This is a genomic window from Novosphingobium ovatum (genome assembly GCF_009909235.1).
In the GTDB taxonomy this organism is placed as follows: domain Bacteria; phylum Pseudomonadota; class Alphaproteobacteria; order Sphingomonadales; family Sphingomonadaceae; genus Novosphingobium; species Novosphingobium ovatum.
Genome location: NZ_JAAAPO010000007.1, coordinates 66,308 through 90,762, shown reverse-complemented (window position 1 = coordinate 90,762; position 24,455 = coordinate 66,308). Strand labels below are relative to the sequence as shown.

Sequence of the window (24,455 nt, the reverse complement as noted above, 5' to 3'; positions counted from 1 at the left end):
ACCATGATCCGGATTGCCATTGCCAATCAAAAGGGCGGGGTGGGCAAGACCACGTCCGCCATCAATCTGGCCACGGCCTTTGCCGCCGCCGGGTGGCGCACGCTGTTGATCGATCTGGACCCGCAGGGTAATGCGTCGACCGGGGTGGGGGTGATGACCGCCGACCGCGAATATTCCACCTATGATCTGTTGATGGGTGAGGGCACGGTGGAGGAATGCACCGTGGGCACCAATGTCCCGGGCCTTAGCCTGATCCCCGCCACGGTCGATCTGTCCGGCGCCGAGATCGAACTGGTCTCGGTCGAGGACCGCGTGCACCGGCTGCGCGATGCGCTGGTGCGGGCCAATGATACCTTCGACGTCTGCTTCATCGATTGCCCGCCTTCGCTGGGCCTGCTGACGCTGAACGCGCTGAGTGCCGCCGATACGCTGATGGTCCCGTTGCAGAGCGAGTTTTTCGCGCTGGAGGGGTTGAGCCAATTGCTGCAAACCGTCGAGCGCGTGCAGCAGCGTTTCAACCCCGATCTGGGCATCATCGGCATCGCGCTGACCATGTGTGACAAGCGCAACCGCCTGACCGAGCAGGTGTCGGACGACGTGCGCTCATGCCTGGGCAAGCTGGTGTTTGACACCACCATCCCGCGCAACGTCCGCCTGTCCGAAGCGCCCAGCCATGGTTTGCCCGCGCTGATCTATGACCAGCATTGCACCGGCAGCCGCGCCTATCTGGCATTGGCGCGTGAACTGATTGCCCGTCTGCCCGAAAACAGGAAAGCCGCATGAGCGACGAGACCACCGCCCGCCCCGCCGCTCGTCGCAAGCCGCCCGCATTGGGCCGTGGCCTGTCGGCGTTGCTGGGGGAAACCCGGCGCGAGGAGCCGGTGTTGCCGCCTCCGCCCGGTGGCGGTGTTGCAGCCGCGCCGGCGATGCCGCTGCGCAGCGAGGTGGCGCCACGTGTGGGCGGCATGGCGCAATTGGCGGTTGCCGATATCACGCCCGATCCCGATCAGCCGCGTCGGCATTTTGACGATTCCGCGCTGGATGAACTGGCCGCCTCGATCGCGGCGCGCGGGGTGATTCAGCCGATCATCGTCCGGCCCAAGGGCACGGGCTATATGCTGGTGGCGGGCGAACGCCGCTGGCGCGCGGCACAGCGGGCCCAACTGCACGAAATCCCCGCGCTGATCCGCGATCTGACCGATCGCGAAGTGATGGCGCTGGCGCTGATCGAGAACTTGCAGCGCGAAGATCTGAATCCGATCGAAGAAGCCCGCGCCTATCAGCGTCTGGCCGAAAGCGAATCGATGACGCAGGCCGATATCGCCAAGATGGTCGATAAAAGCCGCAGCCATGTCGCCAATATCCAGCGCTTGCTCAGCCTGCCGGAAGCGGTGATTCGCATGGTGGAGGAGGCCGAGCTGTCGATGGGCCACGCCCGCGCGCTGATCGGTTGCGATGCGGCCGAAACGCTGGCGGCGCAGGCCGTGGCCAAGGGCTGGTCGGTGCGCGAGATCGAGCAGCAGGTGCGCCGCAGCGCCGGGCGCGAAGCGCCGGTGCGGCGGCAGGCGCGGCAGGACACCAGCTCGCCCGAATCGGCGGACATCCAGATGATGCAGCAACAGTTGGAGGAATGCCTGGGCCTGTCGGTCAAGATCCACGCGGATGCTGACCCGCGTTCCGGTGCGGTGACGATCCGCTATACCACGCTGGACCAGCTGGATCTGATCAGTTCGCGCCTGACAGGTGGCGGCGGCATCTGACACCCATGGAGCAAAACCGGAAAACCCCGCCATCACCGGCGGGGTTTTCCTTTTTGTCCAAATATATCAGTTGTTAATCCGCACTTCCTTGCTCCGCGCATGGTGCCGGGTGACAATTGTGCGGCGCGTCACCACCTTGCGCGTGGTCACCACCACCTGTTCAGGGCAATCCACGGCGGGCATGTGGCTGACCACGGGAATGGCATAGCCGTAATGCGGATCAGGCATCCCGCCCCGCGTGTAATAATTCCACCATGCCGCGCAGGTTTCGCCCGCCATCGCCGGATCGCCGCCAGCGGTAGACATCAACCGGTGGCGGCATTCGGCCAGCCATTGCCCCATGGGCAAGGGGGCCTCGGCGCTGGCAAGGGCGGGCGGGGGCAGCATTGCCGCGCCATCGGGGTGGATCTGGTGGGCCTGTGCCACACCGGCGCCTGCCAACAGCGCCAGCGGCATCAGGAATAGGAAACGGCGGTGTGCCATGCAAAGGCCTCCTGTTTGCAACCAGACGCGGGGACGGGTTGGTCCGGCGTTAACCATGGTTAATACCAAAAGCGCGCCCGCCGCTCCAGCCGGAATCAGGCGGAGGCGATGGCCGGTGCGATGGCCGCGGCCAATGCCTCGATTCCGGCGGCGTCATCGGCGTCAAACCGGCCGGGCAGGGGGCTGTCCAGATCGATCACCGCGATCAGGCGGCCTTCATGCACCACCGGCACCACCAGTTCGGACGCGCTGGCCGCATCGCAGGCGATATGGCCGGGAAAAGCGTGCACGTCGGCCACCAATTGCGTTTGCCCGCTGGCCGCCGCCGCGCCGCACACGCCCCGGCCAAACGGAATGCGGATGCAGGCCGGCTTGCCGATGAACGGGCCCAGCACCAATTCGTCCCCCACCGCGCGATAGAACCCGGCCCAGTTCAGATCGGGCAGGAATTGCCAGATCAGCGCGGCGATATTGGCCATATTGGCGATGGCGTCAGGCTCGCCATGGGTAATGGCGCGGGCGGCATCGCACAGATCGGCGTGGGTTTGGGCGCGTGTCTGGCCGGGCAGGGGGGTAAAATCGTACATGGGCCGCTTTTACCGCGCCGCATGCTTGCCGCATAGGGCGTCTGCGCCTATCTCGTGGCCCATGACCCTGTTCTCGCGCAAAAGCCTGCTGATCCTTGGCGGCGTCGTTCTGGTTGGCGGTGGTGCCGTCGGCTATGTCCTGCATGGCAACCCTTCGGATCAGCCGATCACCCTGTTCGAAGGCCACAACCCCAAGATCGTCGATCCCCAGCCGGAAAAGATCCCTTCGCTGGGGCTGGTGAAATCGATCGGCTGGGGCGCGGGTGAGGCACCCAAACCGGCCCAAGGCCTGACCGTCACCCGCTTTGCCGAAGGGTTGGCCCATCCGCGCACCATGCTGACGCTGCCCAATGGCGATGTGCTGGTGTCGCTGACCGGCGCGCCCAAGGAAGCGGCGGGCGGCGGCTTCATGGGCTGGGCGGCCAAGATCGTGATGGGCATGGTGGGCGCGGGTGAACCGTCGGCCAATCAGATCGTCCTGTTGCGCGATGCCAAGGGCGCCGGCAAGGCCGACCAGCGCTTTACCCTGTTGCAGGCGGGTCTGGATTCGCCCTCGGGTCTGGCGGTGGGCAATGGCAAGCTGTATGTCGCCAACCACAATGCCGTGCTGGCCTATGACTTTACGCCCGGTCAAACCGCGATCACCACTGCGCCCAAAAAGCTGATGGACCTGCCCGCTGGCGGCAACCACTGGATGCGCAACCTGCTGCTTAGCCCCGATGGCAAGAAGCTGTATGTCGCCATTGGTTCGGCCAGCAACATTGGTGAGGGCGGCCCGCAGGCAGAGCAGGGCCGCGCCGCGATTTACGAGATCAATACCGACACCGGCAGCCATCGCCAATATGCCGCGGGTCTGCGCAATCCCAATGGTCTGGGCTGGAATCCGTCCACCGGCGAAATGTGGGTGACGGTGAACGAGCGCGACCAGTTGGGCCCTGATCTGGTGCCCGATTACCTGACCAACGTGCCGGTGGGTGCGCATTATGGCTGGCCTTGGTTCTATTGGGGCAAGACCGAGGACAACCGCGTCTATGACAAGACGCCGCAGTACCAGATGCCCGAATTCCTGATCGATTACGTGCGCAAGCCTGAATATGGGCTGGGGCCGCATGTGGCGGCGCTGGGCATGACCTTTGCCACTGGCGGCGGGCGTCTGGGGGCGGCCTATGCCAATGGCGCGTTCATCGCCCGCCATGGCAGTTGGAACCGCAAACCGGCGGTGGGCTATGACGTGGTGTTTGTGGGCTTTGACGCGAACGGCACGCCTGTGGGTAAGCCGCAGCCGGTGCTGACGGGTTTCCTGAATGGTGAAGGCCAGACACATGGCCGGCCGACCTGGGTCAGCTTTGCGCAGGATGGCGCCTTGCTGGTGTCGGACGATACGGCGGGGATCATCTGGCGGGTGATTGCGCCGGGCGCCGCGCCCGCGCCCGCGCCCAAGGCGATTGTCGCGCCGCCGATCCCGCCACAGCGCGATCTGAACAGCGATCCGGAACGCCGCCTGCGCCTGCAAATGCGCGAGATGCAGCAGATGCGCCAGAACTGATCGACGGACAGGTGTGATGTAAGGGGCGGGGGCGCAAACCCCCGCCTTTTGCGTTTTGCGGGCGTTACAGAGCGCGTCCGGCCCGCCCGGCCAGTTCGGTGACATAATGCCACGCAATGCGCCCAGAGCGGCCCCCACGGCGCTTGCTCCATTCCAGCGCGTCATGGGCATCCCACGTCAGGCCCAGCGCATCGGCATAGCCGGTAATGATCGCCAGATAGGTGTCCTGATCGCAGGCGTGGAAGCCGATTGACAGGCCAAAGCGATCGGCCAGCGCCAGACGGTCATCCACCACATCGCGCGGGTTGATCGGGTCGTCCTGTTCCGACAGATTGCGCGCGACGATGGCGCGGCGGTTGGACGTGACGGCTAGGCGGACATTGGCGGGGCGGGCCTCTACCCCGCCTTCCAGCCATGACCGCAGGGCGCGCGGGCCAGAGGAATCGCCTTCCTCAAACCCCAGATCGTCTATGAACACCAGAAAGCGGCGGTCGATCTCGCCCAGCGTGACGAACAGTCCCGCCAGTGTGGAGAGCGCTTCGGGTGAGACCTGAACCAGCGCGATGGAGCCGGGGGCATCGGCCTGTGCCGCGCAAATGGCGGCCCGGGTCAGCGCCGATTTGCCCATGCCGCGCGATCCCCATAGCAACATGTCATGCGCCGCATGGCCCGCCGCCAGACGGGCGACATTGCCCACCACCATGGCCTTTTGTTGATCAATGCCGCGCAATTGGTCCAGCGCGGGGGCGGAAAACCGCGCCACCGCCCGTGCGGCGCGCCCATCCCAGACATAGGCGGGGTGCGCCAGCCAGTCGACGGCAGGAACCGGCGCGGGAATCAGCCGTTCCAACGCATCGGCAATACGGGCCAAAGGTTCGCCCTGATCGGTCATCATTTACCCTATGTGGATGCGGCCCGCCTTAGCTGGCCAGCGTTGCGGCATCCAGCGCGTAGAGCAAATCGGCCCCGCCCATGGCAAGCGCCTTTTGCCCGGCCGCCTCTGGCGCGATATTGGCGGCAAACCATTGGGCGACAACGGGCTTGGTCCGGGGGATGTCGCCGGTGGCGGTGTCGGCCACCCGCGCCATGCGCTGCAATTGCCACCCGGCCACGGCCACCGCGCACATCTTCAGGAAAGGCACACTGCCCGCCAGACGCGCGTCCAGCGCTGCGCCATCGATCATCCAGCGCGCCACATCGGCGCAATCACGGGCCAGCGCGGCGATCTGGGGCGCATCGGCGCAATCAGCCTCGATCTCGGCCAGCAGGGTCAGCAGCACCGCGCCGCCCTCCAGCCCCAGCTTGCGCGTGACCAGATCGGCGGCCTGAATGCCGTTTGTGCCTTCGTAAATGGCGGCGATGCGGATGTCGCGGTAATGCTGGGCCGCGCCGGTTTCCTCCATAAAGCCCATGCCGCCGTGGACCTGAATCCCAAGGCTGGCGACCTCTTCACCGATGTCGGTGCCCCAGGCCTTGAGCATCGGCACCAGCACATCGGCCCGCGCCTGCGCCGCCGTATCGCCCAGCGCGCCGCGATCCACACAGCCCGCCGTGGTATAGAGCAGCGCCCGCGCGCCTTCGGTCAGGGCGCGCATCCGCATCAGCATACGGCGCATGTCGGGGTGTTCGATGATCGCCACCGGAGTCTTGTCGGGGCTGCCGGCGCGGGCGGATTGCACGCGGGTCTGGGCGTAATCGCGGGCCTTTTGCCACGCGGCCTCGGCCACCTGTACGCCCTGCGACCCCACGTTGATCCGGGCCGAGTTCATCATCGTGAACATCGCCTTCAGCCCGGCATTCTCCGCGCCGACCATTTCGCCGATGCATTCGCCGTTTTCGCCAAAACCCATGACGCAGGTGGGCGAGGCATGGATGCCCAGCTTGTGCTCCAGAGAGACGACATTGACGTCATTGCGCGCGCCCGGCGTGCCATCGGCGTTCACATGGAATTTGGGCACGACAAACAGCGAAATCCCGCGCGATCCGGCCGGAGCACCCGGCGTGCGGGCCAGCACCAGATGGATGATGTTCTCGACCAGATCATGCTCACCCCAGGTGATGAAGATCTTGGTGCCGGTGATGCGCCATTTGCCCGCATGGGGGCCTTCGGTGATGGGGGCGGCGGTGGCGCGCAGGGCACCCACATCGCTGCCCGCCTGCGGTTCGGTCAGGTTCATCGTGCCCGACCATTCGCCGCTGATCAGCTTGGGCAGGTACATCGCCTTTTGCGCGTCGCTGCCGTGGTGGTGCAAGGCCTCGATCGCGCCGACGGTCAGCATCGGCAACAGGCTGAATGCCATATTCGCGCCGCCCAGCGATTCCAGCACACAGGCCGCCAGTGTAAAGGGCAGGCCCTGACCGCCAAACTCCTCGGCCCCGGCGATGGAGTTCCACCCGGCCTCGACATAGGCGCGATAGGCCGCGGCAAAGCCATCGGGCAGGTGGACCTCATGCCCGTCCTGTACCGCGCCCTGTTGGTCGCCCACCCGGTCCAGCGGCGCCCATTCGCCGCTCGCCAGCGCGCCGATTCCCTCGGCCAAGGCCTCGACCAGATCGGGGGACAGGCTGGCAAAGCGTTCGTGCGCGGCCAGCGCGTCAACACCCGCGCACACGCGCATGGCCAGGATCTGATCGGCAACCGGAGCGGTATAGGGCATGGTCTGTCGTCCTCTGCGCGCGCCGTGGCTAATCGGGACAATGCGGGCGCGCCTTTTGCTTGGCTTTATCGTCTGCGCGCCTATAGCCAAGCCCCATGAGCGACAATGTTCCCGCGCAAATTGTTCCGGCAGACGGTGAAGGCATCGCGGCGGCGGTGGCGGCCTTGCGCGCCGGGGCGTTGGTCGCGGTCCCGACCGAGACGGTCTATGGATTGGCGGCGCGGGCGGATCGGGATGAATCGGTCGCGGCGATCTATCGGGCAAAGGGACGGCCGGATTTCAATCCGTTAATCGTGCATGTGGCCGATCTGGCGGGGGCGGAACAATTGGCGCTGGTGGACGCGCGGGCGCGGGTGTTGGCCGATGCGTTCTGGCCCGGTCCGCTGACCATGGTGCTGCCCCGGCGCGAAGGGGCAATGGTGGCGGCAGCGGTGACGGCGGGGCTGCCCACCATTGCCATCCGTTGCCCGGCGCATCGGGTGATGCGCCAGATCCTGCGCGAATCGGGGCTGGCGCTGGCCGCGCCTTCGGCCAATGCCAGTGGCGGCGTGTCGCCCACCTGCGCCGCGCATGTGGCGGCCTCGCTGGGGGGGCGGGTTGGTCTGATCGTTGATGGCGGAGATTGCCCGGACGGGATTGAATCGACCATCATTGCCCTGCGTGCCGAGGGCGGGTGGCAGGTGTTGCGCCCCGGCCCGATCACGGCCGATGCCATCGCGGCGGTGATCGGGCAGGGGGGCGACGCGCCCTCGTCCAACCGGATCGAGGCGCCCGGCCAGATGACCAGCCATTATGCCCCGGGAAAGCCGGTGCGGCTGAACGCACTGACGGCGGATGCGGAGGAATTCCACATCGGTTTTGGCGCGGTGGCGGGGGATTATTGCCTGTCGGCTGATGGCGATCTGGCACAGGCGGCGGCGCATTTGTACGCTGCGCTGCATGCCGCGGCTGCTTCGGGGCGGGCGCGGGTGGCGGTGGCGCCGGTGCCGGATGCCGGGATTGGCGCGGCGATCAATGACCGCTTACGCCGCGCGGCGGCGTAAACGGCCTGCACCGCGCGGCGGCGTGATTTACGGCTGACAGACCACCTTGCCCGTGCCCATGACATTGGGTTTGCACGTGGCCTTGCCAATGACGCGCAGGGTGCCTGTGCCCATGATATTGCCCTCTACCACCCCGTCAGAGGCCAGCGCGACATCGCCGGTGCCCATGATGTTCACCTCGGCCTTGTCGGCGCGCAGCGTTGGCAGATCCGCGCCCCCCGTCCCCGCGATGTTCATGGAAAGCTGCCCCACCGTGCCATGCGCGCGGTAATGGCCGCTGCCCGCGACATTCACCGACAGCTTTTGCGCGGCCACCTGTGGCGTGTCGATATTGCCCGATCCGCCGATCACCACCGTGGCGTCGCTGGCCAGCGCATCGGCGATGATCTGGCCCGATCCGGTCATCGTCAGCATTTCGGGGGCGGGCATGGTGACATCAATGGTCAGCGGCGCGCCATTGCTTCCCGGGCGGCGCAGGATGCCCAGCGTCCCGGCCTGATAGGTAAAGCGCAGGAGATCGACCTGTGCCGGGCCGCCCTCGACCGTGACGGTCAGGCGATCGCCGCGATGGATGCGCACCGTGTCGGGGCCAAACAGCACCACCGCCTTGGCCGGGGCAGTGGTCAGGTCCACTTCGCTCAGGGGTTTGCCGGTGTCACCGTTGATCGAGATGTCGGTGTGCTTGTCACAGGCTGACAGCAGCAGGCCGGCCCCCAGAACCGGCGCCAGACGCGACAGATAGCGGCGAAAATCCATAGGGCCCTCCCGACGTGTGTTGTCATGGTAATACACCATCCGCCTGTGCGCAAGCCCGGCAGGCGCAAACGGCGCGCGCAAAAAAGGGCCGCCCCTTTCAGGACGGCCCTTTCTCGCTGTAAGCGTTGTCCCGCGATGGCGGGGCCAAGGCTGCGCTTAAACGGCGGCGGCAGCCTCGTAATATTTCGGCGCGTGCTCGTTCAGGATCGCCAGGATCTTTTGCAGCGCGGCCAGTTCGTCGGTCTTTTCCATGGCGGCCAGTTCGCGCGCCAGACGGCTGCTGGCGGCTTCAAAGATCTGACGCTCGGAATAGGACTGCTCGGGCTGGTCGTCGGCACGGAACAGATCGCGAGTCACCTCGGCGATCGAAACCAGATCGCCAGAGTTGATCTTCGCTTCGTATTCCTGCGCGCGGCGCGACCACATGGTGCGCTTGACCTTGGGCTTGCCCTTCAGGGTGTCCAGCGCCTCGCGCAGGGTCTTGTCGCTCGACAGCTTGCGCATGCCGATGGCTTCAACCTTGTTCACGGGGACGCGCAGGGTCATGCGTTCCTTTTCGAACCGCAGCACATAGAGTTCCATCTTCATGCCGGCGATTTCCTGCTCCAGCAGTTCCATCACGCGGCCAACCCCGTGCTTCGGGTAAACGACGTAATCTCCAACTTCGAAGGCGTGAGCCTTGGCGGTCATCTATCGTCCTTTCGCTCGGCCAAAATCGCAGGAGAACAGCCCGTGGAACAATGCAGACACCGGCGGCGGGCATGGCGAATCGACGCCAAACCCTGTGTCGGTGTGATGGGTGCATCAACCGTGGCTTGCGACTTTGCCTTTCATGGTCTGAGGGTTCGACCCGGTATTGGCCCTGGTTAACGGCGACGTCAGGCAGGCGGGTGAGGGCCCCGACGCTGCCCGGCTGGGACATTATATAACACGCCGGTAACAAAATTACCAGAGGCGAGAATCGCGCGTGCGACTCCCGCCTCTGGCAGACAGAAATGCGGCCGATGCCGCGGCGGAACAGGCCCGCCCTATGTCCGGTGGCGCGGCGCGGGCGGCTGATTGCCGCGCCGCCTCCGCGCCCGGAAGATCAGTCGCCTTCGCCCGGCGCTTCCGAGAAGAACTTCTCGAACTTGCCTTCGACGCCCTTCATGTCATCGGCGTCGGCAGGGGCTTCCTTCTTGGCGGTGATGTTGGGCCATTCCGCCGAGAACTTGGCGTTCAGCTCCATCCACTGCTCGATACCGCTTTCGGTGTCGGGCAGGATGGCTTCGGCCGGGCATTCCGGCTCGCACACGCCACAGTCAATGCATTCGCTGGGGTTGATCACCAGCATGTTTTCGCCCTCGTAGAAGCAGTCCACAGGGCATACTTCGACGCAATCCATGTATTTGCAGCGGATACAGGCGTCGGTGACGACATAGGTCATGGCTGCAAATCCCCTTATCAGCCAGATGGAAACTGGGTCGCTGCTACGGGGGAAAGGCGCGTCTCGTCAAGCACCCGATACACGCTTTGTGCTTCTGGGGCTGGTCCGCGCCGGTTGGGCAGGGCCAGAATGCGGATTACCCGCACCCCCGAAGGCAGCGGCAGGACCAGCACATCATCGGCACAAATGGCCGCAGAACTGCGCTCTACGCGCCGTCCGTTCAGGCGGATATGGCCTTGTTCCACCCAATCCTGCGCGGCCGCGCGGGATTTTGCCAGGCGCAGAAACCACAGCAATTTATCGATTCGCAGGCTGGGCCGGGGGGCAGGGGCGGGCGGCTTGGCGCCGGGGCCGGGGCGCATCCCTATGCCACCAGCGCCGCCAGCGCGGCAAAATGGCCTGATGGCGTGGGAGAGTCGGGCGCGCGTTGGGGGTTGCGGCCCGGTTTGCCCTTTGGGGCTGGGGGCGGCGGGGCGGTGTCGCGCGGCGGTTGCCAGCGCCAGACCAGCGGCGCGGGCGGGCCATGGGCGGCAGCGTCCAGCGCGCGTGGCATGATTGGCCGGAACCCGCCCATCCGCAACAAATGGGCATAGGCCTTGGTCGTAAGCCCCATTTTCACCGCCGCCGCCGGGTCCAGCCGGAAGGCGCGGCCCGGTTGGGCGGCGCGGGCCTCATGTGCGGCGCGCAACAGGTCTTCGGCGCGGTCGATGCGGATCGCCTGCGCGCCCAACCGGCGATAGGCCAAAGGAGCCTCCTGCGTTCCTGCCATCGGCAGGATCGGCGCCATGGGCGTGGCGATTGCGCCATCGGCCCCGGTCAGTTCCCGCCACAGCGCCAGCGGGCGCGCCTTGACCAGCGCGGGGCAGAACAGGTCCAGCGTGCCGATCCGCACCCCCAACCGGCGCAAGGTGTCGCGCTGGCCCTTGTCCAGTGCCTCCAGCCCCGAACCGATACGCGCCGTCATGCCCCCGCCATCGATCAGGCGAATCAGCAGCGCGCGCAGGGCAGGGCCGCTCTGTTCCGCCAGACTGGCCGCCTCGATCCGGGCCAGCGGGGCCAGCGGGCGCAATTGCCGCGCCAGCCAGCCTTCCAGCGCGGCGATCAATTCGGCGCGCAAGGGGGCCGCCAGACGGTCCAGCAAGGGCGTTGCCACCAGCCCCGGCGTCAGCGCCGATTTGCCGCGATGCAGGCGGGCGATCGCCTCGCCATGCCACAGCACAACGCCACCACCCAGCGACAGGCCCGCGTCATCCCCGCCCGCCAGCGCCGCCATCAGGTCGCGCGCGCGGCCCGCCACCAGTTCGGGCAGATGCTTGTCCGCGGCGGCCAGCAACAGTTTGGTGTCCCCCGCGCGCGCTGCCGGATCAACGCGAAAGCGGAAACCGGACAGCTCGCCAATCGCCTCATCCTCGACCAGCACCGTGTCGCCCGACAGACGGACCGAGAGCAGTCCCGCGTCCTGCCCACCCAGCTTGCGCATCAGGACGGCGGTGCGGCGGTTGACGAAACGTTCGGTCAGGCGGGCGTGCAAGGCATCGGACAGGCGTTGTTCGACGGCGCGGGCGCGGGCGGCCATTTCATCGCGAGCCGGCACCCAATCGGCGCGCTGGGTAATGTATGACCAACTGCGGATGGCCGAAATGCGCCCTTGCAAGGTGTCGATATCGCCCGCGGTATGGTCCAGATGGGCGATGGCGCGCGGGGCGTGATCGGGGTGCAGCGGGCCGCTGCGCAATTCCTCCCACAGGCGGGCGACAAAGCGGGCATGGGCGTCCACCCCCACCTGCCGGAAATCGGGCAGCGAGCAGGCCTCCCAGAAGCGCCGCACCATGGGTGGCCCACGCAGGGTGTCGGCAATCCCGGCCTCGTCCGACAGGCGCTTCAGCACGGCCAGATCGATGGCCTCTGGCGCGGCGATCAGTTCGGGGTGGGCCGGGGGGCGCTCCAGATCGTTGATCAGGCTGGCGATCGAATCAAACCGCAGATCGCTCTCCCGCCAATACAGCCGGGTCAGCGGGGCAAAGCGGTGCTCCTCGATGGCATAGATCTCTTCGTCCGAGAATTCCGCGTCATGCCCGCCCGTGCCCGACATCGTGCCAAAGGTGCCATCGCGCTGATGTCGCCCGGCGCGCCCGGCGATCTGTGCCATTTCGGTGGGCAGCAGGCGGCGCTGGCGCACGCCGTCATATTTCGACAATCCGGCAAAGGCGACATGGGTGATGTCCAGATTCAGCCCCATGCCGATGGCGTCGGTGGCGACCAGATAGTCGACCTCGCCGTTCTGATAGAGTTCGACCTGACGGTTGCGCGTTTCGGGGCTGAGCGCCCCCATCACCACCGCCGCCCCGCCGCGAAACCGGCGCAGCATTTCGGCGACCGCGTACACCTGCTCGGCGCTGAAGGCGACGATGGCGCTGCGTGGCGGCACGCGGCTCAGCTTTTTCGCGCCCGCATGGGTCAGCGTGGAAAAGCGCGGGCGGCTGACGATCTCGGCTTCGGGGACCAGCGCCTTGACCAATGGCTCCAGCACGGAGGAGCCAAGGATCATCGTCTCCTCACGCCCCCGCGCATGCAGCAGGCGGTCGGTAAAGACATGGCCGCGCTCGCGGTCGGCGGCCAGTTGCGCCTCGTCCAGCGCGACAAAGGCCAGATCGGTGAAACGGTCGCCCTTCTTGGCGTTGCCCCGGATCGGCATGGCTTCGGCGGTGCACAGCAGCCAGCGGGCATTGGGTGGCTCGATCCGCTCCTCGCCGGTGATCAGGGCAACATGGTCGCGGCCCTTGATGGCGCAGACCTTCTCATACACCTCGCGCGCCAGCAGGCGCAGCGGAAAGCCGATCGCGCCCGAGGAATGGGCGCACAGCCGTTCGATCGCCAGATGGGTTTTGCCGGTGTTGGTGGGGCCCAACACCGCCTTTACCCGGCCGTCATGCTGGGGGCGTCGGCCGCCGGCACGCGGCGGGCGGGAGGGATCGGGGGAGGGCCGTACCATCGCCAAACCCATGTGGCATCGCCGCCACGGGTCGACAAGGGGCCGCATGGGCAACCCTGCGGAAAACCCCTGTGGCGGACCGGATTTAGGCAATGGTTAACCTTGTCGGTTCAGGAGGGTGAGGAAACATTTACCTTTGCCCAGAGGCGATTCTTGTACGCATACCGCCAGATCGAAGGCACGCCGCTACAGGCCGATCCCGCGCTGATCCGCGCGGTGTTTGGCCATGCGGGGGCGGTGGGCACTGGGCGCGGGGCAACGGTGCTGTTGCCGCCGATGCCCGAATATCAGGGCTGGACGCTGCCTCTGCCCGTGCTGGCGGTGGTGGCGCTGCATGACCGGGTAATGCCGGTGTGGACGCGGGTGCAGGCACATATGGCGGTTCGGGCCGCCCCGGTCTGGCACCAGTGGAACACCCGCCGGGCGCGGGCCACGCAACAGGCCACCGCACATGCGCGGCGCATCGGCACGCCGCTGGCCGCGCGGGCGGGCGTTGTGGCGCAACGTCTGGCCGATCGTTTCAACGCCATCGACTATGCCCGCGACCTGAGCGAGGGAATCGGTACGGCGCGCTGGTATCGCGGGCTGGGGGTGATGCTGTCCTGCGCGCTGGCCGCGATCAGCATGACGCCCAGCTTTCGCCCGATGGTGGCTGGAGCGGCCAGTGTGACTTTGCCCGATTCGGCGGCGCAATACCGGCTGAACACCATCCTGCCGCTGGCCTATGGCGCAGATGTGGGCGCGCGGATGGGGCCGACGGCGGACGTTCGCCTGTTGGCCGTCATGCCGGATCGCCCGCGCATCCAGACGCTGGCCACCCTGTCCGAAGGCGATTCGCTGATCGGCATGTTGCAGCGGGCGGGCGTGGGGAGTGGCGATGCCATGCAATTGGCCCGTCTGATCTCGCCCGAAATCAATCCCGACGCGATCGCGCCGGGCACGCGGTTTGATCTGACTCTGGGCCGCCATGACGCGCCGGGGATGCCGCGCGCGCTGGAATCGGCGCGTTTTCGCGCGCGGTTTGACCTGAATCTGGCCGTGGTGCGTCATGGCGATCAATGGCAGGTGATCCGCCAACCGATTCCGGTGGATGCGACGCCTTTGCGCATTCGCGGGGTGATCGGCGGCAGCCTGTACCAATCGGCGCGGGCGGCGGGTGCGCCTTTGCGGGCGATTCAGCAATATTTGCAGGCGGTGGACGCGCATCTCTCGCTGGACGATCTGCGGCAAGGGGCGACCTTTGATCTGATCGTTGCCTATCGCCGCACCGCCAGCGGCGAAACCGAGGTGGGCGATCTGCTGTATGCCGGGATCGAGGAAGACGGCCGCCCGCGCGCGCAATTGCTGCGTTTTGGCCCGGACGGGCAATTGTTCAACGCCGCCAACATGACCGAGGAACGCACCCGCAATGCGCTGGTGATGCCGGTGGCGGGCGCGCGGATCACCAGCAATTACGGACTGCGCTATCACCCGGTGCTGGGCTATACGCGGATGCATTCGGGCACCGATCTGGCCGCGCCCTGGGGGGCGCCGGTCTATGCCGTGGCTGATGGCGTGGTGAATTTCGTTGGCCCACATGGCGGACATGGCAATTACATCCGGCTGGAGCATGGCGGGGCGCTGGCGACCGGCTATGGCCATCTCAGCCGCTTTGCCGTGGGTGGGGGCATGCGCGTGCGCGCGGGGCAGGTGATCGGCTATGTCGGCTCGACCGGCCTGTCGACCGGCCCGCACCTGCATTACGAAGTGTTCCGCGATGGCGCTTCGATTGATCCCATGAGCCTGCGTTTCACCGTCCATGCGGGCGTGGACAAGGCGCAACTGGCCGCCTTCCGCGCGGCATTGGCGCAGGTGTTGCGCGTTGGCCCCGGCGCGGCCCTTGGCCCGGTGGGCGCGCCCCGCTGATCTTCCGCTGCGTGAACGGGGCGATCTGCCCTCTTTTCGGGCGTGGCCCTTGGGGCTAACACCCTGACCCCATGACCCAGACCATTCCCGCGCCGTTCCCGGCGCTTCGCCTGCGCCGCACCCGTGCCACCGCGTGGAGCCGCGCGATGCACCGCGAAACCGTCCTGACGCCGGCCGATCTGATCTGGCCTTTGTTCATCACCGAAGGGCAGGGGGTGGAGGAGCCCATCGCCAGCCTTCCGGGCGTGTCGCGCTGGTCGGTCGATGGCATCGTCGCGCGGGCCAAGGAGGCGGTGGCGCTGGGAATTCCCTGTCTGGCATTGTTCCCCAATACCCAGCCCGAACGCCGCAGCGAGGACGCCAGGGAAGCGCTGAACCCCGACAATCTGATGTGCCGCGCCATCCGCGCGATCAAGGACGCCTGTGGCGAGACAATCGGCCTGCTGACCGATGTGGCGCTGGACCCCTATACCAGCCATGGCCAGGACGGGCTGATCGACGAGGCGGGCTATGTGTTGAACGACGCCACGGTCGAGATGCTGGTGGGCCAATCGCTCAATCAGGCCGCCGCCGGGGCGGACATCATCGCGCCGTCCGACATGATGGATGGCCGCATCGCCCTGATCCGCGCCGCGCTGGAGGGCGATGGCCACCACAACGCCCAGATCATGTCCTATGCCGCCAAATATGCCAGCGCGTTTTATGGCCCGTTCCGCGATGCGGTCGGTTCGCGCGGGCTGCTGAAGGGTAACAAGAAGACCTATCAGATGGACCCGGCCAACGCCGAGGAAGCCCTGCGCGAGGTGGCGATCGATCTGGCCGAGGGCGCCGACAGCGTCATGGTCAAGCCCGGCCTGCCCTATCTGGACATTGCCCGTCGGGTAAAGGACCAGTTTGGCGTGCCGGTCTATGCCTATCAGGTGTCGGGCGAATACGCGATGATCGAGGCGGTCGTGGCCGCCGGAGGTGGCGAGCGTGACGCGCTGGTGCTGGAAACGCTGCTGGCGTTCAAGCGCGCCGGTTGCAGCGGCGTGCTGACCTATCACGCGGCGCATGCGGCGCGGCTGATGGGGGCGTGAGCTTTCGGCTGGAAACGGACCGGCTGATCCTGCGCGATTGGCGCGATGGCGATCTGGCGGCGTTTGTCCGGCACACCAACACGCCAGAGGTGATGCGCTGGCTGGGCGGGGTGCAGGATGATGCCCATTACGCCATGATGCTGGCCCGTTTTCAGGAATGCGCCGCGGCCCATGGCCATTGCTTCTGGCTGGTCGAGCGCAAGGCGGATGGCGACATTCTGGGCTTTTGCGGGCTGAAGCGCGGGAACGCGCCTGACTGCACCTTTATGGGCGCGTTCGAGATCGGTTGGCGCTTGCGGCAGGACGCCTGGGGGCAGGGCTATGCGCGGGAGGCGGCGCAGGCCTCGCTGGCCGCCGGTTTTGGCCAGTTTGCCGCGCCCGTCATCCATGCCATCACCGTCACGGGCAATGTGGCCAGCGCAACGCTGATGCGGCGGTTGGGCATGGTCCGTGCGCCCGAACTCGATTTTTGCGATACGCGCTTTACTGGCGATCTGGCCGATGTGATCGCCTATCGCCTGACGCGACAGCAATGGGAAGAAAGCCAGCCATGACCGCCCGTACCGACATCACCATCGCCCCGTTCAACGGCATCTGGCCCCGCATTCACCCCAGCGCCTTTATCGCGCCGGGGTGCCGGATCATCGGTGATGTGGAGATCGGGGCGGAATCGTCCATCTGGTACAATTGCGTCATCCGGGGGGACGCCAACCGCATCCGTATCGGCGCGCGCACCAATATTCAGGACGGCACGGTGGTCCATTGCGACAGCCCCAAACCCAAACGGCCGGAAGGTTTTCCCACGATCATCGGCGATGATGTGCTGATCGGGCATATGGCGATGATCCACGGCTGCGTTCTGGAGGATCGGTCGTTTGTCGGGCTGGGGGCGATCGTGATGGATGGCTGTACGGTCTCGTCCGACGCGATGCTGGCGGCGGGCGCGCTGTTGGCGCCGGGCAAGACGATTCCGATGCGCGAGATGTGGATTGGCCGCCCCGCCGCCATGGCCCGCGCGTTGAATGATGCCCAATTGGCCGAGATGCAGGCGGGCGTGGCCGCCTATGTGCGGGCAGGACAGGCGCACAAGGCGAATTTGGAACTGGCCGATGGCGCGGCCCAAGGCTGATCTGCCGCCCGCCGATGCCATCCGCGCGCTGATCGATACCGAGGGGCGTTTGGCGGTGCGTGTCACCCCCGGCGCGCGCAGCGAGGGGATCGAGATCGACGGCACCCGCGTGCTGGTCAAGGTGCGCGCCAAGCCCGAGGATGGCAAGGCGACCGAGGCCGTGATCGCTCTGGTGGCGCAGGGGCTGGGCGTGGCGGCCTCACGCTTGCGGCTGTTGCGCGGGGCGACCTCGCGCGAGAAACTGCTGTCGGTCGAGGTTTAGCGCGTCAGGCGATGGGGGTGCGGTCGGGTGCGATCCAGCGATGGGCGATGATCGCCATCAGCCCGGCCCATCCCGCCGCCAGCCACAGCGTCACCATGCCCAGCCACATCCAGCAGGCCGCGCCGGTGATGCCGCCCACCGCCAGCCCCGCCCATAGGCGCAATGCCGCACCCGCGCCCGGATCGCGTTCGCCGCGCAGCCGTTGCGCCAGCCCCAGTCCGATCCGCACCAGCGCGCCGGTCATATAGGTGACCCCGACGCCGACCCGCCCATCGCGCAGGAAGGTGGCGTTCATCGCCCCCATCGCCAGCACCATCGCGCCTTGCGCTACGGCCCGGATCTGCGCCATTTCGGCCAAGGCGCCCGTCAGCAACAGCCCCGTCACCAGCCCCAGCACCGCCGCCTTGCGCCGCGCGCCCGCCCAGCCCGACACCAGCGCGCCCAAGGCCACCCCGCCGACAAAGCCCGCGATCAACCCCAGCGGCACCAGCGCCATTCCCGGCGCGCGCGCCAGATCCACCGCCAGGCGCGTGGTGTTGCCCGACATGAAGGACAGGAAATAGCCACCATTGGCGATAAACCCGCTGGCATCGACGAAACCGGCCAGCGCCGCCAGCGCTACCGCCATTGCCTGCCTCTTGCCGTCCATCTGGTGCATGGCGGCCATGCTGCCCCGGCCCACGGGCCAAGGCAAGCCATCGCGTGTTAGCGCGCCATCCCCATCGCCAGTTCCTCGAGCACGCCAGCCATCGCCTTGGCCATTTGCTGATCGGCGGTGGCGACCGATTCGATCGCGCGGCGCATGGCCTGTGCCCATTGCCCGGCGGTCTGGTCGGAAATGGTAAAGCCGGAATGCATGCTCATCATGCAGCGGCCGGGATTGGCGTCGAACCAGTCGCGCGGGCCGCCGGCCCAGCCGGTCAGGAACCCTTTGAGGCTGGTGCGCATCGGGGCCAGATCGGGCGCGTGCATCGCGCGCAATTCGGCATAGGCGGGGTCATTTTCCATCAGGTCATAGAACTGATCGACGATCGCGCTGATCACTGGCGCGCCGCCCAGCCGGACAAAGGGCGGGATCGGTTTGGGCGCGGTCTGGGTGGCCGTTTCAGCGGGGGCGGCGGCGTCGGACAAGGTCAATCTCCCGATTCGGATCTGCGCCCGTCAGCGGACGCTTTGTCGATGATGGCTAGCAAAGGCTGGGGGCGGGGGGATTGATTGGCGTCAACATCGCCCTTTGCGCAACTGGCCCAAGGCGCAGATCGGCCTGTCCGCGTTGACAATGCCCCTCATTGAAAAGGCCGGCCTCCCCATGGGGAAACCGGCCTTTTGTCCCTCGCTTGGGATAGGTATCAGTCGTTGCCTTCGGCGGCCTCAGCCGCGCGGCGGGCCTGCAACCAGGCGGCGGCCTCGGCCTCCTGGGCGGCTTCGCTGGCGGCGCGGGCCTGTGCCTCACGCGCGGCGCGCAGTTCCTCGATCAAGGCCTCGCGGTCGTTGCCCAGACGGGTATCGTCCACATTGTCCTCGTCGGGCATGCCCTTGGCGGCCTTGGCCACCATCATGTCCAGCTCGCGCTGCGAACACAGGCCCAACGTCACCGGATCCTTGGCGGTGATGTTGTTGATGTTCCAGTGGCTGCGGTCACGGATGGCGGCGATGGTGTTGCGGGTGGTGCCGATCAGCTTGCTGATCTGCGCGTCCGACACCTCGGGGTGGTTGCGCAGGATCCAGGCGATGCCATCGGGCTTGTCCTGACGCTTGGACACCGGGGTGTAACGCGGGCCCTTGGTGCGGCTGACGTTGACCGGCGCCTTTTGCATCTTCAGGCGATAGGCCGGGTCGGCCTGGCCCTTGTCGATCTCGGTGCTGGTCAGCTCGCCCGAACGCAGCGGATCGCGGCCGGTATATTTGGCGCTGGTCAGGTCATCGGCCATCGCCTGAACCTCCAGCATGTGCAGGCCGCAGAAATCGGCAATCTGCTCAAAGGTCAGCGCGGTGTTGTCGACAAGCCACGAAGCCGTTGCATGCGGCATCAGCGGGGTGGGCTGGGTCACGGGGTACTCTCCGGCGCATAAGCAGTGGCCCCATGCGGGTGCCACCGCGCAAAACGATGGGTGGAAAAGAAAGGGCCGCCCCTTGACGGAGCGGCCGAACCTTTTCCCCATAAGCCCGCTTTGCCCCCAGAGCAAGGGTTTGCTTGCATTTTGGGGCATTTCGCCGGGGCTTGTGCGCTGTGCCTCAGTCCAGCGGGACAAAGCCGGGGATGGCGCGCACCCGGGTGATCCACCGCCCGATTGCCGGATAGGCCCCCAGATCAAACCCGCCCGCATCCGCCACATGGGTATAGGCAAACAGCGCGATATCAGCCAGCGTGACGCCATTACCTGCAAACCAGTCATGGGCCGACAGATGCTGCTCCATCAGCGCCAGCGCGGCCTCGCCCGCGATGCGCTTGGCCGGGATCTGGGCGATTTGCGCCGGGGTCAGCGCCGATTCGCCCACAAACGCCAGCCAGAACCGCAGCGTCGCCACATTCGGCTCGTGGCTGTATTGTTCAAAGAACATCCAGCGCAGCATGTCGGCCTGCGCCCAGCGATCCGCCGGGATCAGCGCCGATCCATGCGCCAGATACCAGCAGGCGGCATTGCTTTCGGGCAGGAAGCGTGATCCCGCCGCATCGTCCACCTGCAACACCGGAATCCGGCCATTGGCGTTGATATTGGCCAGAAATTCGGGCGTGCGAGTCTGCCCCCGCCGGATGTCATAGGCCACCCGCGTCAGCTCCACCCCCACCAGCGCCGCGGTCAGGCGAATCTTGTAGCAATTCGCGCTGATCGGGTCCTCGTGCAGGGTGAAGCGGGTACTCATGCCGCGACCTTCAGCACGATCTTGCCGATATGGGCGCCCGATTCCATATGGGCATGGGCGTCCGCCGCCTGTGCCAGCGGGAACACCCGGTCCATCACCGGGCGCAATTCGCCGCTTTCGACCATGGGCCACACGTTCTGGGCGATCTCCTGCGCCACCAGCGCCTTGAACCCATCGCTGCGCGCCCGCATCGTCGATCCGGTCAGCGTCAGGCGGCGGGCCATGACCTGCCACATCGGCACCTCGGCCTTGGCGCCGCCCTGCACCGCGATGGTCACATGCCGCCCATCATCGGCCAGACATTGCAGATTGCGCGCCACATAGTCGCCCGCAACCATGTCCAGCACCAGATGCACGCCCGCGCCATCAGTGATTCGCGCCACCTCGGCGACGAAATCCTGCGCGCGATAGTCGATGGCGTGATCCGCCCCGATTTCCAGCGCGCGGGCGCATTTGTCCGCCCCGCCACAGGTGACGATCACGCGCATGTCAAACAGCCGCGCCAGTTGGATTGCCATGGTGCCGATGCCGCTGGTCCCGCCATGGACCAGAATCGTTTCGCCTTCACACGCCCAGCCCCGTTCGAACACATTGTGCCACACGGTAAACAGCGTTTCGGGCAAAGCGGCGGCCTGTGCCATGTCCATGCCATCAGGCACCGGCAGGCACACATCGGCCACCGCCAGCGCATATTCGGCATAGCCACCGCCGTTGATCAGCGCGCAGACCCGCTGGCCCAGCCGTTCAGGCTCGACCCCTTGGCCCACGGCAACCACCGTTCCGGCAATTTCCAGCCCGCACAGTGGCGAATGGCCGGGCGGCGGGGGATAATGGCCCTGACGTTGAATCACGTCGGGGCGGTTCACCCCGGCGTATTCGACGCGGACCAATACCTGCCCAATGCCCGGCTTTGGCACGGCAATATTGCGCAATTGTAATACATTTGGATCACCAGGCGTATCGAATACGATCGCCTGCATCATATCTGGAAGGACTTCCGCCATCAATTGGCCCACCCTTTATGCGGACAAGTCGATGGTTAACCCCTAGCGATGGAGTCTGTTGACAGCAAGCGCTTCGAGTCCGATGCTGCGATGCAATGGATGACGATGACCGCCCCCTCGGCTCTGGCGGCGCACGCAAGGACGCTGCAAGCCTGCTTTCGGCTGAAAGCCTGGACAGCTATTCGCTGGACGAACTGGACGCGCGCATCACCACATTACAGACGGAAATCGAACGGGTTACCGCGCACAAGGCCAAATCGGCTGCACATCGGCTTGCGGCAGAGGCCCTGTTCAGGCCACGATCCTCATGAGCGCCGCGGACAAATATGGCTGCCCCCCTCGCAATGGCTTCGGGCATCTCCATATGGGTCTGCGGACAGTCCATTCACCACAAACCGTGCAGGGTGCAACCGGCGCCCCTGTCAGGGTTTCCCTCCCCTTGGCCGAGACTTCACGCCAGCCATTTTTCAGCGCCAACCTTTTTTCAGCGAAAGTGCTCTAGATGCCCAGTTTCGCCCAAAGTCTCGAGAAAACCCTGCATGCCGCTCTGGGCCATGCCGCCGAGCGCAGCCATGAATATGCAACGCTGGAGCATTTGCTGCTGGCGCTGATCGACGATGCCGACGCATCGCAGGTGATGACGGCCTGCGGGGTGGATCTGGGCGATCTGGGCGATGCGGTGCGGCAATATCTGGATCAGGAATACCAGTCGCTGAAGACCAAGGAAAAGGGCGATCCGGCCCCGACCGCCGGTTTCCAGCGGGTGATCCAGCGCGCCATCCTGCATGTGCAATCCAGCGGCAAGGATACCGTTACCGGCGCCAATGTGCTGGTCGCGCTGTTTTCCGAACGCGATTCCTATGCGGTCTATTTCCTGCAGCAACAGGACATGAGCCGTCTGGACGCGGTCAGCTATATCAGCCACGGCATCGGCAAGGGCGGCAAGCGGATCGAGGACAAGAGCCCCAAGGGCGCCGAGACCGAAGCCCCGCATCCCGAGGAAAAGCAGGAAGCCAAGAACGCGGGCGGCAACAAGAAAGAGACCGCGCTGGACCAGTTCACGGTCAACCTGAACGAGAAGGCGCTGGGCGGCAAGGTCGACCCGCTGATCGGCCGTGGGCCAGAGGTGGACCGCACGATCCAGATCCTGTGCCGCCGGTCCAAGAACAACCCGCTGTATGTGGGCGATCCGGGCGTGGGCAAAACCGCCATCGCCGAGGGTCTGGCGCGCAAGATCGTCGAGGGCGAGGTGCCCGAGGTGCTCTCGAACGCGGTGATCTATTCGCTGGACATGGGTTCGCTGTTGGCGGGCACGCGCTATCGTGGCGATTTTGAGGAACGGTTGAAGCAGGTCGTCTCCGAGCTGGAGAAGATGCCGCACGCCATCCTGTTCATTGATGAAATCCACACCGTCATCGGCGCGGGCGCGACCAGCGGCGGGGCGATGGATGCCTCGAACCTGTTGAAACCCGCGCTGTCGGGTGGCTCGATCCGCTGCATCGGGTCGACCACTTACAAGGAATTCCGCAACCATTTTGAAAAGGACCGCGCCCTGTTGCGCCGGTTCCAGAAGATCGACGTCAACGAGCCGACGATCGAGGACACTATCAAGATCCTGAAAGGTCTGCGCACCGCGTTCGAGGAGCACCACAAGGTCAAGTACACGCCCGAGGCGATCAAGACCGCGGTGGAGCTGTCGGCGCGTTACATCAACGACCGCAAGCTGCCGGACAAGGCGATCGACGTGATCGACGAGGTGGGCGCGATGCAGATGCTGGTCCCACCCAGCAAGCGCAAGAAGACCATCACCGGCCGCGAGATCGAGGCGGTGATTGCCACGATGGCCCGCATCCCGCCCAAATCGGTCAGCACCGACGACAAAAAGGTGCTGGAGCATCTGGAGCGCGACCTGAAGCGTCAGGTGTTTGGCCAGGACAAGGCGATCGAGGTGCTGTCCAGCGCCATGAAGCTGAGCCGGGCGGGCCTGCGCGATCCGGACAAGCCGATTGGCTGTTTCCTGTTCAGCGGCCCCACCGGCGTGGGCAAGACCGAGGTGGCCAAGCGCCTGTCCGAGATCATGGGCATCCCGCTGCAACGCTTTGACATGTCCGAATATATGGAACGCCATTCGGTCAGCCGCCTGATCGGTGCGCCGCCGGGCTATGTCGGGTTTGATCAGGGCGGGTTGCTGACCGATGCCATCGACCAACAGCCCCATTGCGTGCTGTTGCTGGACGAGATCGAGAAGGCCCATTCCGACCTTTACAACATCCTGTTGCAGGTGATGGACAATGGCCGCCTGACCGATCACCATGGCAAGACGGTGGATTTCCGCAATGTCGTGCTGATCATGACCACCAATGCGGGCGCGTCGGACATGGCGCGCAACGGCATCGGCTTTGGCGATGTGTCCAAGGCGGACGCCGGCGACGAGGCGGTGAAGGCCATGTTCACCCCCGAATTCCGCAACCGTCTGGATGCGATCGTGCCCTTTGCCTATCTGCCCACGGCCGTCATCAGCCGGGTGGTGGACAAGTTCATCCTGCAACTGGAACTGCAACTGGCCGACCAGAACGTGCATATCCAGTTCGACAGCGATGCGCGCGACTGGCTGGGTGAGCGTGGCTATGACCGGCTGTATGGCGCCCGTCCGATGGCGCGCCTGATTCAGGACAAGGTCAAGCAACCGCTGGCCGAGGAGCTGTTGTTCGGCAAGCTGGCCCATGGCGGCGAAGTGCATGTGACGGTCAAGGACAACGATAATGGCCAGAAGGAACTGGCCTTTATCCTGACGCCCGCGCCGCCGCGTCTGGACCGCAAGGCAAAGGGCCGCAAGGCCAAGCCCGGCGCCGAGGCGGACAGCAGCGAGACGGGTGCCGGGGAGGACAGCGCCGAATAAGCGCAGCCCCGTGTGACACAAAAAGGGCGCTGGTGGAGATCCCGCCAGCGCCCTTTTGCTGT

Annotated in this window: 25 protein-coding genes; 11 read left to right on the top strand and 14 right to left on the bottom strand. The window is 66.0% G+C overall.

Features of this window, described 5'->3' with window-relative positions; genetic code table 11:
* Window positions 1-3: 3 nt before the first annotated feature.
* Together GTZ99_RS15530 and GTZ99_RS15525 are read left to right on the top strand one after the other, a co-directional pair.
* On the top strand, window positions 4-783 hold the full coding sequence (locus tag GTZ99_RS15530) for a ParA family protein (protein ID WP_161720529.1): 780 nt from the start codon (window positions 4-6) through the stop codon (window positions 781-783).
* Window positions 780-1,760: a ParB/RepB/Spo0J family partition protein gene (locus GTZ99_RS15525; RefSeq protein WP_161720527.1), complete on the top strand. Its 981-nt coding sequence runs from the start codon at window positions 780-782 to the stop codon at window positions 1,758-1,760. Before GTZ99_RS15530 ends, GTZ99_RS15525 begins: the two co-directional genes overlap by 4 nt.
* A gap of 66 nt (window positions 1,761-1,826) precedes the next feature.
* On the opposite strand, the gene GTZ99_RS15520 is transcribed toward GTZ99_RS15525, so the two are convergent.
* Window positions 1,827-2,243, bottom strand: coding sequence for a hypothetical protein (locus tag GTZ99_RS15520; RefSeq protein ID WP_161720525.1), 417 nt, complete (start codon window positions 2,241-2,243; stop codon window positions 1,827-1,829).
* A gap of 95 nt (window positions 2,244-2,338) precedes the next feature.
* A complete protein-coding gene (locus tag GTZ99_RS15515) occupies window positions 2,339-2,830 on the bottom strand; it encodes a GAF domain-containing protein (RefSeq protein WP_161720523.1) in 492 nt (163 codons plus the stop codon).
* Window positions 2,831-2,891: 61 nt separating this feature from the next.
* Here GTZ99_RS15515 and GTZ99_RS15510 point away from each other — a divergent pair, with 61 nt between their 5' ends.
* The gene (locus tag GTZ99_RS15510; RefSeq protein ID WP_161720521.1) at window positions 2,892-4,376 is read left to right on the top strand and encodes a PQQ-dependent sugar dehydrogenase; all 1,485 of its coding nucleotides are present in this window, start codon (window positions 2,892-2,894) and stop codon (window positions 4,374-4,376) included.
* 64 nt (window positions 4,377-4,440) lie between these two features.
* Here the strand turns inward: GTZ99_RS15510 and GTZ99_RS15505 are convergent, their stop codons facing one another.
* Window positions 4,441-5,268 (bottom strand): ATP-binding protein, encoded by an 828-nt coding sequence (locus GTZ99_RS15505; RefSeq protein ID WP_161720605.1) that lies wholly within the window; start codon window positions 5,266-5,268, stop codon window positions 4,441-4,443.
* A 28-nt stretch (window positions 5,269-5,296) separates the two neighbouring features.
* Window positions 5,297-7,033: an acyl-CoA dehydrogenase gene (locus tag GTZ99_RS15500; RefSeq protein ID WP_161720519.1), complete on the bottom strand. Its 1,737-nt coding sequence runs from the start codon at window positions 7,031-7,033 to the stop codon at window positions 5,297-5,299.
* Between the two features lie 95 nt (window positions 7,034-7,128).
* Between GTZ99_RS15500 and GTZ99_RS15495 the strand changes: the two genes are divergently transcribed.
* Complete coding sequence (locus GTZ99_RS15495) at window positions 7,129-8,076, top strand: L-threonylcarbamoyladenylate synthase (protein WP_161720517.1); 948 nt, start codon at window positions 7,129-7,131, stop codon at window positions 8,074-8,076.
* A 27-nt stretch (window positions 8,077-8,103) separates the two neighbouring features.
* On the opposite strand, the gene GTZ99_RS15490 is transcribed toward GTZ99_RS15495, so the two are convergent.
* The 5 genes from GTZ99_RS15490 to GTZ99_RS15470 all read right to left on the bottom strand — a co-directional run bounded on the left by GTZ99_RS15490 (window position 8,104) and on the right by GTZ99_RS15470 (window position 13,250).
* Entirely contained in the window at window positions 8,104-8,832 is a 729-nt protein-coding gene (locus tag GTZ99_RS15490) for a head GIN domain-containing protein (protein WP_161720515.1), read from the bottom strand.
* Between the two features lie 156 nt (window positions 8,833-8,988).
* Complete coding sequence (locus GTZ99_RS15485) at window positions 8,989-9,522, bottom strand: CarD family transcriptional regulator (RefSeq protein ID WP_161720513.1); 534 nt, start codon at window positions 9,520-9,522, stop codon at window positions 8,989-8,991.
* Between the two features lie 397 nt (window positions 9,523-9,919).
* Entirely contained in the window at window positions 9,920-10,258 is a 339-nt protein-coding gene (gene fdxA, locus GTZ99_RS15480; RefSeq protein WP_161720511.1) for a ferredoxin FdxA, read from the bottom strand.
* A 17-nt stretch (window positions 10,259-10,275) separates the two neighbouring features.
* Window positions 10,276-10,620, bottom strand: coding sequence for an RNA-binding S4 domain-containing protein (locus tag GTZ99_RS15475; protein WP_161720509.1), 345 nt, complete (start codon window positions 10,618-10,620; stop codon window positions 10,276-10,278).
* A gap of 2 nt (window positions 10,621-10,622) precedes the next feature.
* A complete protein-coding gene (locus GTZ99_RS15470; protein WP_161720507.1) occupies window positions 10,623-13,250 on the bottom strand; it encodes a helicase-related protein in 2,628 nt (875 codons plus the stop codon).
* 153 nt (window positions 13,251-13,403) lie between these two features.
* On the opposite strand from GTZ99_RS15470, the gene GTZ99_RS15465 reads away from it, so the two are divergent.
* The 5 genes from GTZ99_RS15465 to GTZ99_RS15445 all read left to right on the top strand — a co-directional run bounded on the left by GTZ99_RS15465 (window position 13,404) and on the right by GTZ99_RS15445 (window position 17,625).
* Window positions 13,404-15,155 (top strand): M23 family metallopeptidase, encoded by a 1,752-nt coding sequence (locus GTZ99_RS15465; RefSeq protein ID WP_161720505.1) that lies wholly within the window; start codon window positions 13,404-13,406, stop codon window positions 15,153-15,155.
* 71 nt (window positions 15,156-15,226) lie between these two features.
* On the top strand, window positions 15,227-16,234 hold the full coding sequence (hemB, locus tag GTZ99_RS15460; RefSeq protein WP_161720503.1) for a porphobilinogen synthase: 1,008 nt from the start codon (window positions 15,227-15,229) through the stop codon (window positions 16,232-16,234).
* A complete protein-coding gene (locus GTZ99_RS15455) occupies window positions 16,231-16,788 on the top strand; it encodes a GNAT family N-acetyltransferase (RefSeq protein WP_161720501.1) in 558 nt (185 codons plus the stop codon). The genes hemB and GTZ99_RS15455 overlap by 4 nt, the downstream gene beginning before the upstream one ends.
* The gene (locus GTZ99_RS15450) at window positions 16,785-17,363 is read left to right on the top strand and encodes a gamma carbonic anhydrase family protein (RefSeq protein ID WP_161720499.1); all 579 of its coding nucleotides are present in this window, start codon (window positions 16,785-16,787) and stop codon (window positions 17,361-17,363) included. The genes GTZ99_RS15455 and GTZ99_RS15450 overlap by 4 nt, the downstream gene beginning before the upstream one ends.
* Window positions 17,344-17,625, top strand: a complete 282-nt coding sequence (locus GTZ99_RS15445; protein WP_161720497.1) for a DUF167 domain-containing protein — start codon at window positions 17,344-17,346, stop codon at window positions 17,623-17,625. The genes GTZ99_RS15450 and GTZ99_RS15445 overlap by 20 nt, the downstream gene beginning before the upstream one ends.
* Before the next feature lie 4 nt (window positions 17,626-17,629).
* Here GTZ99_RS15445 and GTZ99_RS15440 read toward each other — a convergent pair whose 3' ends face one another.
* From GTZ99_RS15440 to GTZ99_RS15420, 5 genes are all read right to left on the bottom strand, one after another.
* Entirely contained in the window at window positions 17,630-18,283 is a 654-nt protein-coding gene (locus tag GTZ99_RS15440) for a YoaK family protein (protein ID WP_161720495.1), read from the bottom strand.
* Between the two features lie 47 nt (window positions 18,284-18,330).
* Window positions 18,331-18,756, bottom strand: a complete 426-nt coding sequence (locus tag GTZ99_RS15435; protein WP_227711418.1) for a group II truncated hemoglobin — start codon at window positions 18,754-18,756, stop codon at window positions 18,331-18,333.
* 218 nt (window positions 18,757-18,974) lie between these two features.
* Window positions 18,975-19,676 (bottom strand): DUF1013 domain-containing protein, encoded by a 702-nt coding sequence (locus tag GTZ99_RS15430; RefSeq protein ID WP_161720492.1) that lies wholly within the window; start codon window positions 19,674-19,676, stop codon window positions 18,975-18,977.
* Window positions 19,677-19,860: 184 nt separating this feature from the next.
* Window positions 19,861-20,490, bottom strand: a complete 630-nt coding sequence (locus tag GTZ99_RS15425; RefSeq protein WP_161720490.1) for a glutathione S-transferase family protein — start codon at window positions 20,488-20,490, stop codon at window positions 19,861-19,863.
* The gene (locus tag GTZ99_RS15420; RefSeq protein WP_161720488.1) at window positions 20,487-21,494 is read right to left on the bottom strand and encodes an NAD(P)H-quinone oxidoreductase; all 1,008 of its coding nucleotides are present in this window, start codon (window positions 21,492-21,494) and stop codon (window positions 20,487-20,489) included. Before GTZ99_RS15420 ends, GTZ99_RS15425 begins: the two co-directional genes overlap by 4 nt.
* Window positions 21,495-21,589: 95 nt before the next feature.
* On the opposite strand from GTZ99_RS15420, the gene GTZ99_RS15415 reads away from it, so the two are divergent.
* Window positions 21,590-21,805, top strand: coding sequence for a DUF1192 domain-containing protein (locus tag GTZ99_RS15415; protein ID WP_161720486.1), 216 nt, complete (start codon window positions 21,590-21,592; stop codon window positions 21,803-21,805).
* Window positions 21,806-21,996: 191 nt separating this feature from the next.
* Window positions 21,997-24,393 (top strand): ATP-dependent Clp protease ATP-binding subunit ClpA, encoded by a 2,397-nt coding sequence (gene clpA / locus GTZ99_RS15410; RefSeq protein WP_161720484.1) that lies wholly within the window; start codon window positions 21,997-21,999, stop codon window positions 24,391-24,393.
* Window positions 24,394-24,455: the final 62 nt, after the last annotated feature.